Below are 15,715 nucleotides of genomic sequence, written 5' to 3'. Positions count from 1 at the left end.
CATCTGTTTGCTTAAATTTACTTACATTACTTATATGGTTTAAATAAATAATATGCCTAGACAATTCACTTAAATTATTATTTTTGCCAAACAAATATATAATATCAAATTTATGCTCATTATTGGACTTGCAGGAGGAACAGGAAGTGGAAAAACAACAGTAGTACACCAGATCATGACTGAATTACCCGACACTGAAGTTGGTGTGATTTCACAGGATTCGTACTATAAAGAAACAACCAATTTGTCATTTGACGAAAGAGCATTAATTAATTTTGATCACCCAAGATCTATTGACTTTGAACTACTGGTAAAGCATCTTAAAGCTTTAAAAGCAGGCGAAACAATTGATCAGCCGGTTTATTCTTTTATACAGCATAACAGAACTGACGATACCGTATCGACACATCCTAGAAAAGTAATGATTGTTGAAGGGATTTTAATCTTAACCAATCCGGAATTACGTGAACTTTTTGATATTAAAATTTTCGTTCATGCAGATTCTGACGAAAGATTAGTTCGTCGTTTAAAAAGAGATATTTCAGAACGCGGACGTGATATCGACGAGGTTTTAAACCGTTATCAAAACACTTTAAAACCTATGCACGAGCAATTTATCGAGCCATCAAAAGCTTTTGCTGATATCATTATTCCAAATGACAAATACAACACAGTAGCAATTGATGTGGTTCGTGCCGTAATTAATCAGCGAATTTTATAATTTTTATTGTAAATTTAGTCCATAATAATTAGGAGCTGTTTCCCGCTCTCGCCTTTATCTTTTTATGGCAGAAAAAACCATAAAAAGGATATCGGCTCCATCGGGGCTAGAAAGACGGCTCAAATCTCTAAGATACAATCGATTAATTAAAAATGAAAATAAAGAATCCATATAAAGACAAATCATGGTTTAAATTCCTGGGCAATAAATATGTTTGGGTATTGCTCTTTTTTGTTATCTGGATGTTATTTTTAGACAATTACTCCTATTTTGATCATCGTTTCTTAGATGGACAAATCAATGAATTACAAGACAATAAAAAATACTATCAAGAAGAAATAAAGAAAGATCAGGAACAGATCAAACAACTCAAAAATCCTGAACAAATAGAAAAATATGCTCGTGAAAAGTACTTTATGAAAAAAGACAGCGAAGATATTTACATCATCCAATTTGAAGGAGATACCATTCAAGACAAAGAATAATTACAAAAAACACCCAATGGCCACTACCCTGTTCGACGATTTTAATCCGATTTCATCCAAACAATGGAAACAAAAAATTCAGTTTGAATTAGATGGAGCCGAATACAATCAAACCGTAATTTGGAATTCTCCGGAAGATATTCAGGTAAAGCCTTTTTATCACAGAGATGAATTTTCAAAAGCAGCAGCCGTAAAAACGGAGGCTTCCAATTTTAAAATCTGTCAAAATATTTTTGTTTACGACATCGAGAAATCGATTCAAAGAGCTATTAATACGATTGAAAGAGGTGCTGAAAGTTTGCGTTTTACAATTGAAAACGAAAAAATAGACATTGAAAAATTATTGGAATCACTTCCTTTAGAAAACAGAATCGTTTACTTTAATTTGAATTTTATTTCAATCGATTTCGTAAAAAAATTAGACGCTGTTTCTTTACAAAAAAAAGCTTTTTTTTATTGCAACATTGATCCAATCGGTCATTTTGCAAGAGAAGGGAATTGGTTTCCAACATCAGATAAAAATAATTTTGAAACGATTGAAAATATTGCAAAAGCAACGACAAACCTTTCTTTACTAAGTATTGATCTGGGTTTATATCAAAATGCTGGAGCCAACATTACACAGCAAATAGCTTACAGTTTGGCACACGCAAACGAATATTTAAATCGTTTGCCCAATATTACCAAGCCATTTGTATTTCAGGTTTCTGTTGGAACTAATTATTTTTTTGAAATTGCAAAACTTCGTGCCTTGCGAATGCTTTTTAAATTAATTGCCGAAGAATATAATCCTGACATCGAATGTCATTTATTGGTGACGCCAACCAAACGAAATAAAACGATTTATGATTACAATGTCAACATGCTTCGTACTACAACCGAATGTATGTCGGCTATTTTAGGCGGCGCTGATGCTGTTGCTAATTTACCTTATGATGCTTTATATCATAAAGACAATGAATTCGGAGACCGAATTGCCAGAAATCAATTGTTGGTTTTAAAACATGAAAGTTACTTTGACAAAGTAGATAATCCTGCCGATGGAAGTTATTATATTGAAAGTTTAACTACGCAATTGGCAGAAAAAATTTTGAAATTATTTAAAGAGATTGAAGCTGATGGCGGGTTTCTTAAATTATTAAATGACGGCACTATCAAAAAGAAAATTCAGGAAAGTGCAGCTAAAGAACAAGAGTTATTCGATTCAAAAAAAGAAGTTTTACTAGGAACGAATAAATATCCAAACAAAGAAGACAAAATGAAACACGATCTAGAATTGTTTCCTTTTGTAAAAATAAAACCACGAAAAACATTAATTACACCCATAATAGAAAAAAGATTAGCTGAGAAACTGGAACAAGAACGATTAGAACTTGAATAAATCTTTTTCAAAGTAATTAACAACCCAACAAAACGAAGTGTCTCCATGATAAGAAAAGACCTTAAACATATTAGTCTGGACAGTCAAAAGTTAAAAGTCGAAAGTCAAAAGTCCGACATTTTAGCTGGCAACTTTTTTACTGCTGAAGGTATTGAACTTAAAAAAACATACTCTGAAAAAGATCTTGAAAATTTAGAATTTCTTGATTTTGGGGCTGGTTTTGCTCCAAATTTACGCGGACCATATGCAACTATGTATGTAAGACGCCCGTGGACTATTCGTCAGTATGCCGGATTTTCAACAGCTGAAGAAAGTAATGCTTTTTACAGAAGAAATTTAGCTGCCGGACAAAAAGGACTTTCAATTGCATTCGATTTACCAACACATCGTGGTTACGATTCAGATCATGAAAGAGTCGTTGGTGATGTTGGAAAAGCAGGTGTTGCCATAGATTCTGTTGAAGACATGAAGGTATTGTTTGATCAGATTCCATTAGATGAAATGTCGGTTTCAATGACAATGAACGGAGCTGTTTTGCCAATTATGGCTTTTTATATTATTGCCGCAGAAGAACAAGGTGTAGCCATTGGTAAATTATCCGGAACCATTCAGAATGATATTTTGAAAGAGTTCATGGTGCGTAATACTTATATTTATCCACCAACCCCTTCAATGAAAATTATTGCTGATATTTTTGAATTTACGAGTAAAAAAATGCCGAAATTCAATTCTATCTCAATATCAGGATATCATATGCAGGAAGCAGGTGCAACTGCTGATATTGAATTAGCTTATACCTTAGCAGATGGTTTAGAATATATTCGAACCGGGCTTTCAACCGGAATGACAATTGATGAGTTTGCTCCTCGCCTTTCTTTCTTTTGGGCCATTGGAATGAATCATTTTATGGAAATTGCGAAGATGAGAGCGGGCCGAATGATTTGGGCAAAATTAATTCAGCAATTTAATCCAAAAAGCGACAAATCATTAGCATTAAGAACCCATTGCCAGACAAGCGGATGGAGTTTAACAGAACAAGATCCTTTTAATAATGTCGCCAGAACTTGTATTGAAGCGACCGCTGCTGCTTTTGGAGGAACACAATCTTTACATACCAACGCGCTTGATGAAGCAATTGCCTTGCCAACAGACTTTTCGGCAAGAATCGCTCGTAATACACAGATCTTTCTGCAGGAGGAAACTAAGATTACCAAAACTGTTGATCCATGGGCTGGAAGTTATTATGTCGAAAGCTTAACAAATGAACTTCTAGAAAGTACCTGGAAACTTATTGAAGAAGTTGAAGAATTAGGCGGAATGACAAAAGCGATTGAAGCCGGAATTCCGAAACTGAGAATTGAAGAAGCTGCAGCAAGAAAACAAGCACGAATTGATAGCGGGCAAGATATTATTGTGGGTGTAAATCAATTTAGATTAGAAAAAGAAGATCCGTTGCATATTTTGGATGTTGACAACCAAATGGTTCGCAAACAACAAATTGAACGTCTTGAAGAAATAAAAGCAAAAAGAAATACGGATAAAGTAAATCAATCACTGGAAAAATTAATTCATTGTGCCAAAACTGGCGAAGGAAACTTACTGGAAATTGCAACCGAAGCGGCTCGGGAAAGAGCAACTTTAGGCGAAATCAGCGATGCCCTGGAAAGTGTTTTCGGAAGATACAAAGCACAAATTAAATCCTTTAGCGGTGTGTATAGTGCAGCAATAAAAAATGACGAAAATTTTGAAAAGGCAAAACAGTTAGCAGACGCCTTTGCCAAACAAGAAGGAAGACGTCCCAGAATTATGATTGCCAAAATGGGACAAGACGGCCATGATAGGGGTGCAAAAGTAGTGGCAACCGGTTATGCTGATGTAGGTTTTGATGTTGATATTGGTCCTCTTTTCCAAACTCCGGCTGAAGCTGCTAAACAAGCTGTTGAAAATGATGTCCATATATTAGGAGTATCTTCTTTAGCCGCCGGACATAAAACATTAGTTCCGCAAGTTATAGAAGAACTTAAAAAACATGGTCGTGAAGATATTATGGTAATTGTGGGCGGAGTTATACCGGCACAAGACTACCAATATCTATTTGATGCAGGTGCAGTTGCCGTCTTTGGACCAGGTACAAAGATTAGTGAAGCAGCAATTAAAATTTTAGAAATATTACTTGATTAATATATTCCATAAAAAATCCCGATTAAATCGGGATTTTTAATTTTTACTTTTTAGTCGTTTATTGTAGCGTTACTATCAGCTTCAATATAAGAGAGATCATAACCGCCAAAAGCTTTCATATAGCTTCTTAATGAAGTTCCATAGGCATCTCTAAAAAACCTGTTTCCTTTATTTTTAAAGAAGTTTTTTACTGATCCTGCTCCACCAAGATGAGCTGCGGCCAAAATTCCGGATTCAGTAATGGCAACACCATTAACGATTTTTCCTTCATACCTTTCAATTTCATTACGTAAAATCCATTTATTTTTGGATAATAGCGCAACAAATGCTTTTTCTTGCAATGCAGGATCTTTCAAAAAGGCTTTTCCACTACGAACACCAATCGATCTCAATGCCTGAGGGCCAAACTGGTATTTCCCCATGTAACCTAGTGAATTTACCAAACGGTATTTTCCCTGAGATTCTTTGAATGCAACTGCTTCTTTAAAACCGATTAGATGATTTCCCGTGTATGGGACGTTTAATTTGTTTGATTCAGGATAATCATCCTTACTTAGCGATGGAAATAAGTATTCTGATCCATCTGTTTTTTCTATTAAAAACCAAGGTTTGGTTTCTAGATTAAAGGGTTTAAAACCCAAAGTTAAAAATGTAATAATAACGACTAAACTCGCATAAAAATACCATTTCTTTATCATAAATTGTTTTTCTTCAAAACGCTGTCACCCTTTTGAAATTTCTACGGTGCAAAGATAACCAAAACAAAATAATACTGATAATCAAACAATTAAGTGTTTTTAAGAATTATAAAATTGAGCTTCATCCCTTTAATGATGCCCTTTTCGAGCATAAATGAAAGACTTCAAATTCGCATTAAAAGCACTAAAAAATAAATTTCAAAAACATCATTTTTATCAAATTTTTAGCAATATTGTTAAAATAATACTACTTAACTTACAATATTTACGATTTATTTACAGATAAATAAATCACGTTTAACCTTAATTTTGCTTTTTTTAAATTTAAAAAGACGTCATATTTCACTTTTTAGTTTTTAGAAATTCAAAAATTGATTCGAATAAAAATCTACGAATGATCACTTTTTTTTAAAATAATGAAACCTCAAAAATAAAAAAACCGAAGCTTTTACGCTTCGGTTATATTTTATTGAGTAATCAAAAAACTATCTTGTTACACCTTGACTAGCGATCCAGTCAGAATATTTTTTTGCATTTATATTGTGCTCTGCTAAAGTTGAAGCAAATTCGTGATATCCAAAACGCTCAACACTAGCACAAAAATAGATATAATCGTTTTTCTCCGGATTCAAAACAGCTTCAAGAGCCGTAATATCAGGCATTGCAATTGGCCCAGGAGGCAATCCGATATTTACATAAGTATTATAAGGAGATTTCATAAGCAAGTCATTATAGAAAACTCTTTTTATAACCTGATCGAAATTATTATCTCTTAATTTTAATGCATAAATTACTGTTGGATCTGCTTGCAACGGCATTGCCAAACGCAAACGGTTTAAATACACTCCTGCAATTCTAGGTCTTTCGTCTTTTTTAACGGATTCCTTATGAACAATTGACGCTAAAATAGTAGCCTGAACAGGTGTTAAACCTTGTTCTTTTGCTTCTGCAATTCTTTTATCTGTCCAAAAATTGTGATATTCTTTGATCATTTTATCACGGAATTTCTCTGCAGAAGTATTCCAATACACTTCATAAGTATTAGGAATAAACATGGCAAAAACATTATCTTCATTAAAACCATTAGCAGCCATAAAAGTCGAATCTTTAATTGCTTTCATTAAAGATAAACTGTCAGCCTCGATTTCAGAACCAACTCTTCCGGCAAAATTCTCCAAACGTTCCTGATTGTTAAAAGCTAATTTAACCGGAACATTAGAACGCATTGCACGAACCAAATCGATATTATTCATGTCTTTTTTAAGCAAAAAACGACCTGATTTTACGTTTTCAGGATAGCTTCTTTTATTGGCTACCATTTCGAAGTTTTCGAAATTCTTAATATAAGGTTCTAATATTTTTTTAACATCGGTATAATTTGCACCCGTTGGAACATAAACATAAAGTTCTTTTTCCTCGAATTTTGTGTTGGCGCTAAAAATTCTGCTGATCAAAATAAATCCGTAAATCATTAAACCTGAAATTACGGCTACAGCAGTTATCGTGATAATTTTTTTTAAGCTCAAAGTCTAAATTTTAAATTTGTTTGTTAATTAACTGGTACATTGCTTCGTCTTGATAGTGGTTATTCAGCAATATCCAATCTTTTTTAATTCCTATTTTCTTAAAACCAAATTTAGTAAAAAGAGCTATACTTGCTACATTTTCGACACTAATATTTGCATAGAGCTGATGTAAATTTAAATTGTAAAACGCATATTTAATTAAAAGCTCTAATGATTCAGAACCAATATTTTGCCTTTTATTTTCATTCTTTTGAATAACGATTCCAACCCCTGCTTTATTATTCTTCGGGTCAAATTCAAATAAATCAATTAATCCGATAGCCGGAAAATCTTCATCCTGACAAATAGCCAAACGTAATTGTTTCGCCTCATAAATATCCTGATGTGCATTTTCAAGATATTGACGAACCAGAAAGCGACTGTATGGCGTGTAAGTATTGCTAACTTCCCAAATGCTCTGATCATTTTCCATCGCATACACAAACTCTAAATCATTAGGTTCTAATGCACGCAGATAGATATTTTCGCCTTTGAGTGTGATCATTTAATTTTAGATTTTAGATTTTAGATTGCATATTTTAGATTTCAATACTGCCTTTAAAAACAAATTTTGCCGGGCCGTTTAAGAAAACATTGGTAAAATGATCTCCCATTTTATCAAAAGAAACATTTAGCTTTCCTCCTTCAACATTTAAATTGATAGATGTTTTATCCGTTTCTCCAGTCGCATTCATTGCAATTGCAACCGCAGTTACTCCTGTCCCACAGGCCAGAGTTTCATCTTCAACACCTCTTTCATAAGTACGGACTGAAAAAGTATCCTCATCAATTTTCTTTACAAAATTAACATTGCTTCCTTTTTCTCCATATAGTTCACCGTAACGAATCGATGCTCCGCTATCTTTTACATTATAATTTTTCAAATCTTCAACAATCTGCACGTGATGTGGTGAACCAGTATTCAAAAAAGTATAAGAATCTTTCTTTTGTATTTCATCAACATCAATCATTTGCAAAGAAACAATACCATCATCTCCAACAGAAGCGTGATGCAAACCATCGGTTGCCATAAAAATTGCCTGACTGTTGATTACGCCTAATTGATTAGCAAAAGCTACTAAACAACGACCACCATTACCGCACATCGAACTTTCGTTCCCGTCAGAATTGTAATAAACCATTCTGAAATCAGTATCCGAATCATTTTCTAATAAAATAAGTCCGTCAGCGCCAATTCCAAATCTTCTGTCGCACAATTGCTCAATCAGTTGAATATCTTCTTTTGGGAAAAAATTAGTACGATTGTCAATCATCACAAAATCATTGCCCGTACCTTGATATTTATAAAATTCTATTTGCATTTTTAGTCTATTAATAAGTACAAAAGTACGAACTATTAATTAATGAAATGTTAATCAATGTTAAAGAGCGTTAAAGCATTTTTTGAAATAATTTTTTCCTTTAATTTTACGTTAGTAACTTAAACATAAATCCTAATTATGAAAAGATTTTCAAGCTTATTTTTAGTGTCATTACTAAGTGGTGCTACTACACTTGGTGCTTACAAATTATTATTTGATGGCAACAATTCTTTTTTTGGAAGAGAAAATTCTGTTGTTACTTTAGCCCCAAATTCATTTGGCAGAAATGTTGCATTATCAGCTGAAACGGTTGATTTTACTGCTGCTGCAGATAAGACAATTCATACTGTTGTTCACGTAAAAAATGTTTCGAGAAGAACAGTCAGCAATCCGATGATGGAATTTTTCTATGGATACGGTGGTCAACAACAACAGGAACAAGTAGGAACTGGTTCTGGTGTTATTATTTCTGAAGATGGATATATCGTGACGAACAATCACGTGATTAAAGATGCTTCTGAAATTGAAATTACCTTAAACAACAAGAAATCATATACCGCAAAATTGATCGGCACCGATTCAAAAATGGACATTGCTCTATTGAAAATCAATGCCGATGAAAAACTACCCTATACTGCTTTTGCTAATTCTGATAATGTAAAAATTGGCGAATGGGTTTTGGCAGTTGGTAATCCTTACAACTTAACTTCAACCGTAACTGCCGGAATTGTTTCGGCGAAAGCCAGAAACTTAGATACTAGCGGAATTCAGTCTTTTATTCAGACTGATGCAGCTGTAAACCCAGGAAATAGCGGTGGAGCGTTAGTAAATACACGAGGAGAATTAATTGGAATCAATACGATGATTTCATCAATGACAGGCTCTTATGTTGGGTATTCATTTGCGGTTCCATCTAATATTGCGAGAAAAATTATCGAAGATATTATGGAATTCGGAAATGTTCAACGAGGAATTCTAGGTGTTGAAGGTGGCGAATTAAACAGCACTGCTTCAAAAGAATTAGGCGTAACTCAAACACAAGGATTTTATATCAGTAAAGTTTCTAAAAATTCCGGAGCTGAAAAAGCTGGGCTTTCAAAAGGTGACATTATCGTAAAACTAGATGATCAAAACATTGCAACTTATGCTGATCTTTCAGGTTATATTAATACAAAACGACCAAACGATGTTGTCAAAGTTACTTATATGAAAGATGGACAAACGAAAACTGTTCCGGTAACTTTAAGTAAAAATGAATTCTTTAGCACTGAGTTTAAAGGAATAGAATTAGAAAATATCGATGCCGCTGACAAAAAGAAATTCAGAATTGATTATGGTGTAAAAATTAAAAACATAACCAATGATCATTTAATGCAATATCAAAATGAATTGCAAGGCAATATTATTTTAAGTATCGATAATGTTAAAGCTACAAATGTTGAAACCGTTTCGAAACTGTTAAGTAAAAAAGACGAAGGACAAAGTGTCCGCATCGAAATGATAAATAGAAATGGAGAAATCTTCAGAATAATTATTTAGTCACACTTATTAGTCACAGTTTTCAGCTAAAAAAATAAAAACTGTAGCTAAGACTGAAAATCCTTAAAGCCATCTTAAGAAATTAAGGTGGCTTTTTTATTTTCAAAAATAAATCATAAAATAGTTTACGAAATCGATTGAAATGGATACTTTTGCGCAAAATTTTAAAATAGTGAGCATTTTATTTTTTCAATTTAATCAATTATGAGTAAAAAAAGTTTGTACCAAAAAGAGGTATCGTTACAAGTCGACCGAAGAAGAGCTGGTGTCGAATTAATAAAAGTCATAAGTGATTTATGGTACGACAAATCCATCGAAATGGTTTTATTTAAAAACCAATTATTGGATAAAAATGTCAGTGACATAATCAATTTACATCAATACGCAGGCGAATTCGTCGGTAAACCTATCAGTGTTTTTGATTCTGTTGAAATTGCAAAAGTAATTTTGTCCTTAGATTTTCCACCTGCCAAATTAGATTTAGGAAAACTTACCTACGAATATCTTTTAGAAGAAGAAAAATATCCGGACGCAAGATATTTTGTAATGGAAAAACTAAAAAAAGCTAAATCAACCAAAGAAATTCAGCCAAAAGATGTTGTCTTATACGGCTTTGGAAGAATTGGACGTTTGTTAGCCAGAGAATTAATGTCAAAAACCGGTAAAGGAAACCAATTGCGTTTGAGAGCAATTGTAACCCGTGATAAAAGTGATGCTGCAACTTTAGAGAAACGAGCTTCTCTATTGCGTTATGATTCAATTCATGGCGATTTTCAGGGATCTGTTACTGCAGATTCAAAGAATAATGCTTTAATCATTAACGGAACCACCGTTCACATTATAAACGCTAATACTCCGGAAGAAATAGATTACACACAATACGGAATCAATGATGCCTTAGTTATTGATAATACTGGTGCCTTTACAACAGAGGAGACTCTAAAAAGGCATTTAACTTCAAATGGAGTTAGCAAAGTTTTATTGACGGCACCTGGAAAAGGAGTTCCAAATATCGTTCATGGGGTTAATCATAACGAATACAACCCGGACGAAATAAATATTTTTTCTGCAGCATCCTGCACTACAAACGCTATAACGCCAATTTTAAAAGTTATTGAAGACACTTTAGGAGTTGCAAAAGGTCACTTAGAAACCATTCATGCTTATACAAACGATCAGAATCTGGTTGACAATATGCATAAAAAATACCGTCGCGGAAGAGCTGCTGCATTAAATATGGTAATTACCGAAACTGGTGCCGGAACTGCAGTTTCAAAAGCAATTCCATCCCTTGAAGGAAAATTAACTTCAAATGCTATTAGAGTTCCAGTTCCAAACGGATCGTTGGTGGTACTAAACTTAGAAGTTAAAAAAGCAACCTCTATACCAGCCATCAATAAAATCATGAAAAAATACGCTTTAGAAGGTGAACTTGTAGAACAAATTAAATATTCCTTAAATAATGAATTGGTTTCTTCTGATATAGTAGGAACTTCTGCTCCATCAATTTATGATAGCAATGCAACAATTGTTTCTAAGGATGGAAAAAACATCGTGCTTTATATTTGGTACGATAACGAATATGGCTACAGTCATCAAGTAATCCGTTTAGCAAAGTATATTGCTAAAGTGAGACGTTTTACTTATTATTAATATAAAACCAAACCAACCATTCTTAAGACCATCAAGTTTTCTTGATGGCTTTTTGTTGTTTTAAATTGGAAGAACTGTCGTGCTTTTTACCTCTGAAATCACAAAAACAGTGTTGATTAAAGATACTTCAGGTAAAACAGATAATTTTTTCTGATGAAAATGATGATAGCTTTCCATATCAGGAATAATGATTTTAAGCATATAATCAAAATTACCAGAAACGTAATTACATTCAACAACTTCCGGTAAATTAAGTATGGATTGATTAAACCCTTCAGAAGTATCATAAGTCTGTTTTGTTAAAGTAACCTGACAATAAACAGTAAGATTATTTCCGAGTTTTTTCTTGTTTAAAATCGAAACATACTTCTCTATAACTCCCTCTTTTTCAAGGCGTTTAACCCTATCATGAACAGGTGTAAGGGACAAATTTATTTTATTTGCGATGTCCTTTAAAGTATAATGGGCATTTTCCTGTAAAAGTCGTAGGATTTTTTTGTCAATTTCATCTAAAGCCATAACGAAAACGTTTTCTTTAATTAGTAAAATTTAGTCTTTTTTTCTTTTTTGAGAAGTCCAAACCTATGCAAAAAGAATATTTTTCTGTAAAAGTATAAAATAAAATAATATTTTCTTATTTATAAGTCTAATATCAATAATATATTCTCTATCAGTAGCTTTGTAAAACAAATTCAAGAAAAAAAACAAAAAAATATAACAAGATGATAATAGGTGTTCCAAAAGAAATAAAAAATAACGAAAATCGTGTAGCATTAACTCCAGCTGGTGTTTCTGAGATGAAAAAACATGGACATACAGTTTATGTTCAAGCAACTGCAGGTATAGGAAGTGGATTTAGTGATGATGAATATGCAACTGCAGGAGCAGTAGTTTTAGGAACTATTGAAGAAGTTTATGCTATCGCAGAGATGATCATTAAAGTAAAAGAACCAATTGCTTCTGAATATCCTTTAATCAAAAAAGATCAATTGCTTTTCACATACTTTCACTTTGCTTCATCTGAGCCATTAACACATGCAATGCTTGAAAAAGGTGCCGTTTGTTTAGCTTATGAGACAGTTGAAAAAGCAGATCGTAGTTTACCGTTATTAGTTCCAATGTCTGAAGTTGCAGGTCGTATGGCAATTCAACAAGGAGCAAAATACCTTGAAAAACCATTAAAAGGAAGAGGAATTCTTTTAGGTGGTGTTCCAGGTGTACCGCCAGCTAAAGTATTAGTTTTAGGTGGAGGAATCGTTGGAACGCAAGCTGCAAAAATGGCTGCTGGTTTAGGAGCACAAGTAACTATTATGGATTTAAGTTTGCCACGTTTACGTCAGCTTGACGATATTATGCCAGCAAACGTAAATACAGAAATGTCAAACCATTATAATATCACGAGAGCAATTAAAGACGCAGATTTAATTGTTGGAGCTGTTTTAATTCCAGGAGCAAAAGCACCTCACTTAATCACTCGTGACATGCTTAAATTAATGCGTCCAGGAACTGTTGTTGTTGATGTTGCTGTGGATCAAGGAGGATGTATCGAAACTTGTACTCCTACAACACACGAAAATCCAACTTTCATTATTGATGATATCGTTCACTACTGTGTAGCTAATATGCCTGGAGCTGTTCCTTATACATCAACTTTAGCTTTAACAAATGCTACTTTACCATATGCTGTACAACTAGCAAACAAAGGATGGGAAAAAGCTTGTAACGAAAATGAAGAATTGAAAAAAGGATTAAACATTGCTAATGGAAAAATTCTTTACAAAGGAGTTGCAGAGGCTTGGAATCTTCCTTTTAACGAAGAATTAGTGTTAGCAAACGCATAGTGCTAACATTATAATAAGTGCTTACTAAAAACACTACTCAAAAAGGCTTTTCTTAAATGAAAAGCCTTTTTTTTGGTGCATAAAAAAACCTGCCATAAAATATGACAGGTTTTACTTTATAGGAATAGAAAATTATTTTTTCTCGCTTACCTCGATTTTCTCATCTAAAACTTCTTGCAACACTTTTGCTTCTGTTCCATTCGGAAAACTAACTTTAATTTTTTGAGCAATTGTTGGAGCAATTTCAGTAATTGCTTTTTTATCATATGATTCACCCTTTTTAATGTGCCAACCATAAAAAATAGCAGGTACATGAGTATCATAACTATACGGAGTTCCGTGAGAAGTTCCAGTAACCGAATATTCCATATCTCCAGGTTTATTGATGATAACCATATCCCCATCCTGAGTAACATCATACCCTTTTGCCACAAAATTTAGATAGTAATCATTTCCGGAATTAGCTAAAATTTCTTCTTCTGTATAGACTTTCTTAATCTGTGGTAGTGAAATCATGTAGTCTTTAAAAGCTTGTTTTACTTTTACTAAATCCAAACCTTTATCTTTAATTATTTGTTTATTAAAGAAGATATTAAAGTTAGAATAGTTTAAAAGTAAATCAACGCCAAAAGTTTTTACTGAAAAATCCTGTAGATTTTTTCTGAAGTCTTTTGACGGATAATTATCGACATTGTATTTACGATCTTTTAAGTAAATAACATTTTCAGCACCTGCATGATCCGCTGTCAAGAAAAGTAAATAGTTACCTTTTCCAACCCTTTTATCTAAATAAGCTAAGAAGTCGGCAATCGTTTGGTCCAATCTTAAATAAGTATCTTGAAGTTCCATCGAACGTGGCCCTAATAAATGCCCAACGTAGTCTGTTGATGAAAAACTAACCGTTAAAAAATCAGTGATATTATCCCTTCCTAATTCTTCTTTTTCGATAGCTTTTTTAGCAAACTCAGCTAATAAATCATTACCAAAAGGAGTAGCTCTTATTACACCTGCATCATTTTTTTCATACATTGTTTTCAAATCATATGGAAAAACTGGCGCGGCACTACCATATAGCTTACCTTCATAAGGATTATTGTCAGGTAAACTTTCATTATAAGTCGAAGCTGGTTTGTATAAATCCCAACCTTTCTTTATATAGGGCATATAATGTTTCTCATTATTAAACTGAGTCACCCATTCCGGCAGTTTTTCACCATAAAAAGTGCTAGAAATAAAAGAGCCAGTTTTACTATACCAAAAAGCCCAGTTAGCAAAATGACCTGCTGGCAAAATTGCACCACGGTCTTTAAGACTCATTCCAATAACTTTACCTTCAAAATTGGTAGCCATTCTTACTTCATCCGTAATAGTGGTACTTTGAAGATTTTTTGGAGACATTGCTCCTTCTTCAACTGTTCCATCTCCAACTGTTTTCACACTAGCATCATCTGTGCAATACATTTCTTTGCCAAGAGTTCTACTAAACCACTCATTTCCTACAATTCCATGTGTTGCGGGTGTTGTACCAGTATAAATTGAAGCATGTCCCGGAGCTGTGTAAGTTGGCATATAGTTATAATGCATATTCTGAAAAGTATACCCATTATTCATTAATTTCTTAAAACCATTCGGTGAAAAATCATCTGAAAACCGATATAAATATTCCATTTTCATTTGATCAACTACAATACCTACAACCAACTTAGGGCGTTGTTGAGCACTTAAATTTGAGATAACAAACAATGTCAACAATACAATACTTTTTTTCATACTTAAATTATAATATTTAGACAAAAATACTGATTCACATTTAAAATGGCTAACCGAGGCTAAATTAAAACCCAAAATTGATTTTTATTTAACAGAAACAATATGATATATTATTGAAAGAACACACATGGTTATGGCGTTTCCCGCGGCGGGCCGGGCTGTCCGCTATATCTTTTGTGGAAAGAAGACTTATGGTAAAGTGAGGTTTAGTATTCACACAAAAGGATGCCGCTCCCATCCCTAACGCGGTTTACAATGATCAAGAAGTCCGGTTTTCAGAAGAAATTCCAACTTTTAAATCCCAAATTCCAATCCGGAGTACTGCATACTTTTATTTTCAGAAGAAATTTGACTCAGCAACTGTCATTTAACCGCAAAGAACACAAAGGGATTACGCAAAGTTCGCCACAATAAGCTTTGCGACCTTAACATGACAGCAGTAAACAGACAGCTAAAAAAACCTTAGCGCCCTTTGCGGTAAAATTTTAGCGCACTTTGCGGTTAAAAAACACAAAGTATTGTAAAACAAAAAACCCCGTTCGTTAGAACAGGGTTTTTA

13 protein-coding genes are annotated in these 15,715 nt (G+C 33.5%); 7 read left to right on the top strand and 6 right to left on the bottom strand.

Features of this window, described 5'->3' with window-relative positions:
* Positions 1 to 112: 112 nt before the first annotated feature.
* The 4 genes from udk to scpA all read left to right on the top strand — a co-directional run bounded on the left by udk (position 113) and on the right by scpA (position 4,768).
* Complete coding sequence (gene udk / locus IRZ99_RS18335) at positions 113 to 721, top strand: uridine kinase (RefSeq protein WP_072973231.1); 609 nt, start codon at positions 113 to 115, stop codon at positions 719 to 721.
* A 152-nt stretch (positions 722 to 873) separates the two neighbouring features.
* The gene (locus tag IRZ99_RS18330; RefSeq protein WP_194658630.1) at positions 874 to 1,206 is read left to right on the top strand and encodes a septum formation initiator family protein; all 333 of its coding nucleotides are present in this window, start codon (positions 874 to 876) and stop codon (positions 1,204 to 1,206) included.
* Between the two features lie 16 nt (positions 1,207 to 1,222).
* The gene (locus IRZ99_RS18325; protein WP_194658628.1) at positions 1,223 to 2,587 is read left to right on the top strand and encodes a methylmalonyl-CoA mutase subunit beta; all 1,365 of its coding nucleotides are present in this window, start codon (positions 1,223 to 1,225) and stop codon (positions 2,585 to 2,587) included.
* Positions 2,588 to 2,632: 45 nt separating this feature from the next.
* Entirely contained in the window at positions 2,633 to 4,768 is a 2,136-nt protein-coding gene (gene scpA, locus IRZ99_RS18320) for a methylmalonyl-CoA mutase (protein ID WP_194658626.1), read from the top strand.
* A gap of 50 nt (positions 4,769 to 4,818) precedes the next feature.
* On the opposite strand, the gene IRZ99_RS18315 is transcribed toward scpA, so the two are convergent.
* The 4 genes from IRZ99_RS18315 to dapF all read right to left on the bottom strand — a co-directional run bounded on the left by IRZ99_RS18315 (position 4,819) and on the right by dapF (position 8,353).
* Positions 4,819 to 5,466, bottom strand: coding sequence for a peptidoglycan-binding protein LysM (locus IRZ99_RS18315; RefSeq protein WP_194658625.1), 648 nt, complete (start codon positions 5,464 to 5,466; stop codon positions 4,819 to 4,821).
* 485 nt (positions 5,467 to 5,951) lie between these two features.
* Positions 5,952 to 6,992, bottom strand: a complete 1,041-nt coding sequence (mltG, locus tag IRZ99_RS18310; protein ID WP_194658623.1) for an endolytic transglycosylase MltG — start codon at positions 6,990 to 6,992, stop codon at positions 5,952 to 5,954.
* Positions 6,993 to 7,002: 10 nt separating this feature from the next.
* Positions 7,003 to 7,536 carry a GNAT family N-acetyltransferase gene (locus tag IRZ99_RS18305; RefSeq protein WP_194658621.1) on the bottom strand — a complete coding sequence of 178 codons (534 nt, stop codon included), beginning with the start codon at positions 7,534 to 7,536 and terminating at the stop codon, positions 7,003 to 7,005.
* A gap of 34 nt (positions 7,537 to 7,570) precedes the next feature.
* Positions 7,571 to 8,353 carry a diaminopimelate epimerase gene (dapF, locus tag IRZ99_RS18300; protein WP_194658619.1) on the bottom strand — a complete coding sequence of 261 codons (783 nt, stop codon included), beginning with the start codon at positions 8,351 to 8,353 and terminating at the stop codon, positions 7,571 to 7,573.
* Between the two features lie 138 nt (positions 8,354 to 8,491).
* On the opposite strand from dapF, the gene IRZ99_RS18295 reads away from it, so the two are divergent.
* Together IRZ99_RS18295 and IRZ99_RS18290 are read left to right on the top strand one after the other, a co-directional pair.
* A complete protein-coding gene (locus IRZ99_RS18295) occupies positions 8,492 to 9,892 on the top strand; it encodes a trypsin-like peptidase domain-containing protein (RefSeq protein WP_194658618.1) in 1,401 nt (466 codons plus the stop codon).
* Positions 9,893 to 10,096: 204 nt separating this feature from the next.
* On the top strand, positions 10,097 to 11,545 hold the full coding sequence (locus tag IRZ99_RS18290) for a glyceraldehyde-3-phosphate dehydrogenase (RefSeq protein ID WP_194658616.1): 1,449 nt from the start codon (positions 10,097 to 10,099) through the stop codon (positions 11,543 to 11,545).
* A gap of 60 nt (positions 11,546 to 11,605) precedes the next feature.
* On the opposite strand, the gene IRZ99_RS18285 is transcribed toward IRZ99_RS18290, so the two are convergent.
* Entirely contained in the window at positions 11,606 to 12,064 is a 459-nt protein-coding gene (locus tag IRZ99_RS18285) for an Lrp/AsnC family transcriptional regulator (RefSeq protein WP_068844397.1), read from the bottom strand.
* 203 nt (positions 12,065 to 12,267) lie between these two features.
* On the opposite strand from IRZ99_RS18285, the gene ald reads away from it, so the two are divergent.
* Positions 12,268 to 13,386: an alanine dehydrogenase gene (gene ald, locus IRZ99_RS18280; protein WP_194658615.1), complete on the top strand. Its 1,119-nt coding sequence runs from the start codon at positions 12,268 to 12,270 to the stop codon at positions 13,384 to 13,386.
* A 132-nt stretch (positions 13,387 to 13,518) separates the two neighbouring features.
* Here ald and pafA read toward each other — a convergent pair whose 3' ends face one another.
* Positions 13,519 to 15,156 carry an alkaline phosphatase PafA gene (gene pafA / locus IRZ99_RS18275; RefSeq protein WP_194658613.1) on the bottom strand — a complete coding sequence of 546 codons (1,638 nt, stop codon included), beginning with the start codon at positions 15,154 to 15,156 and terminating at the stop codon, positions 13,519 to 13,521.
* Positions 15,157 to 15,715 lie beyond the last annotated feature (559 nt).

This window comes from Flavobacterium sp. LC2016-12 (assembly GCF_015351595.1).
In the GTDB taxonomy this organism is placed as follows: Bacteria; Bacteroidota; Bacteroidia; order Flavobacteriales; family Flavobacteriaceae; genus Flavobacterium.
The sequence above is the reverse complement of the archived record's forward strand: the minus strand, read 5'-3'. Positions and strand labels throughout refer to the sequence as shown.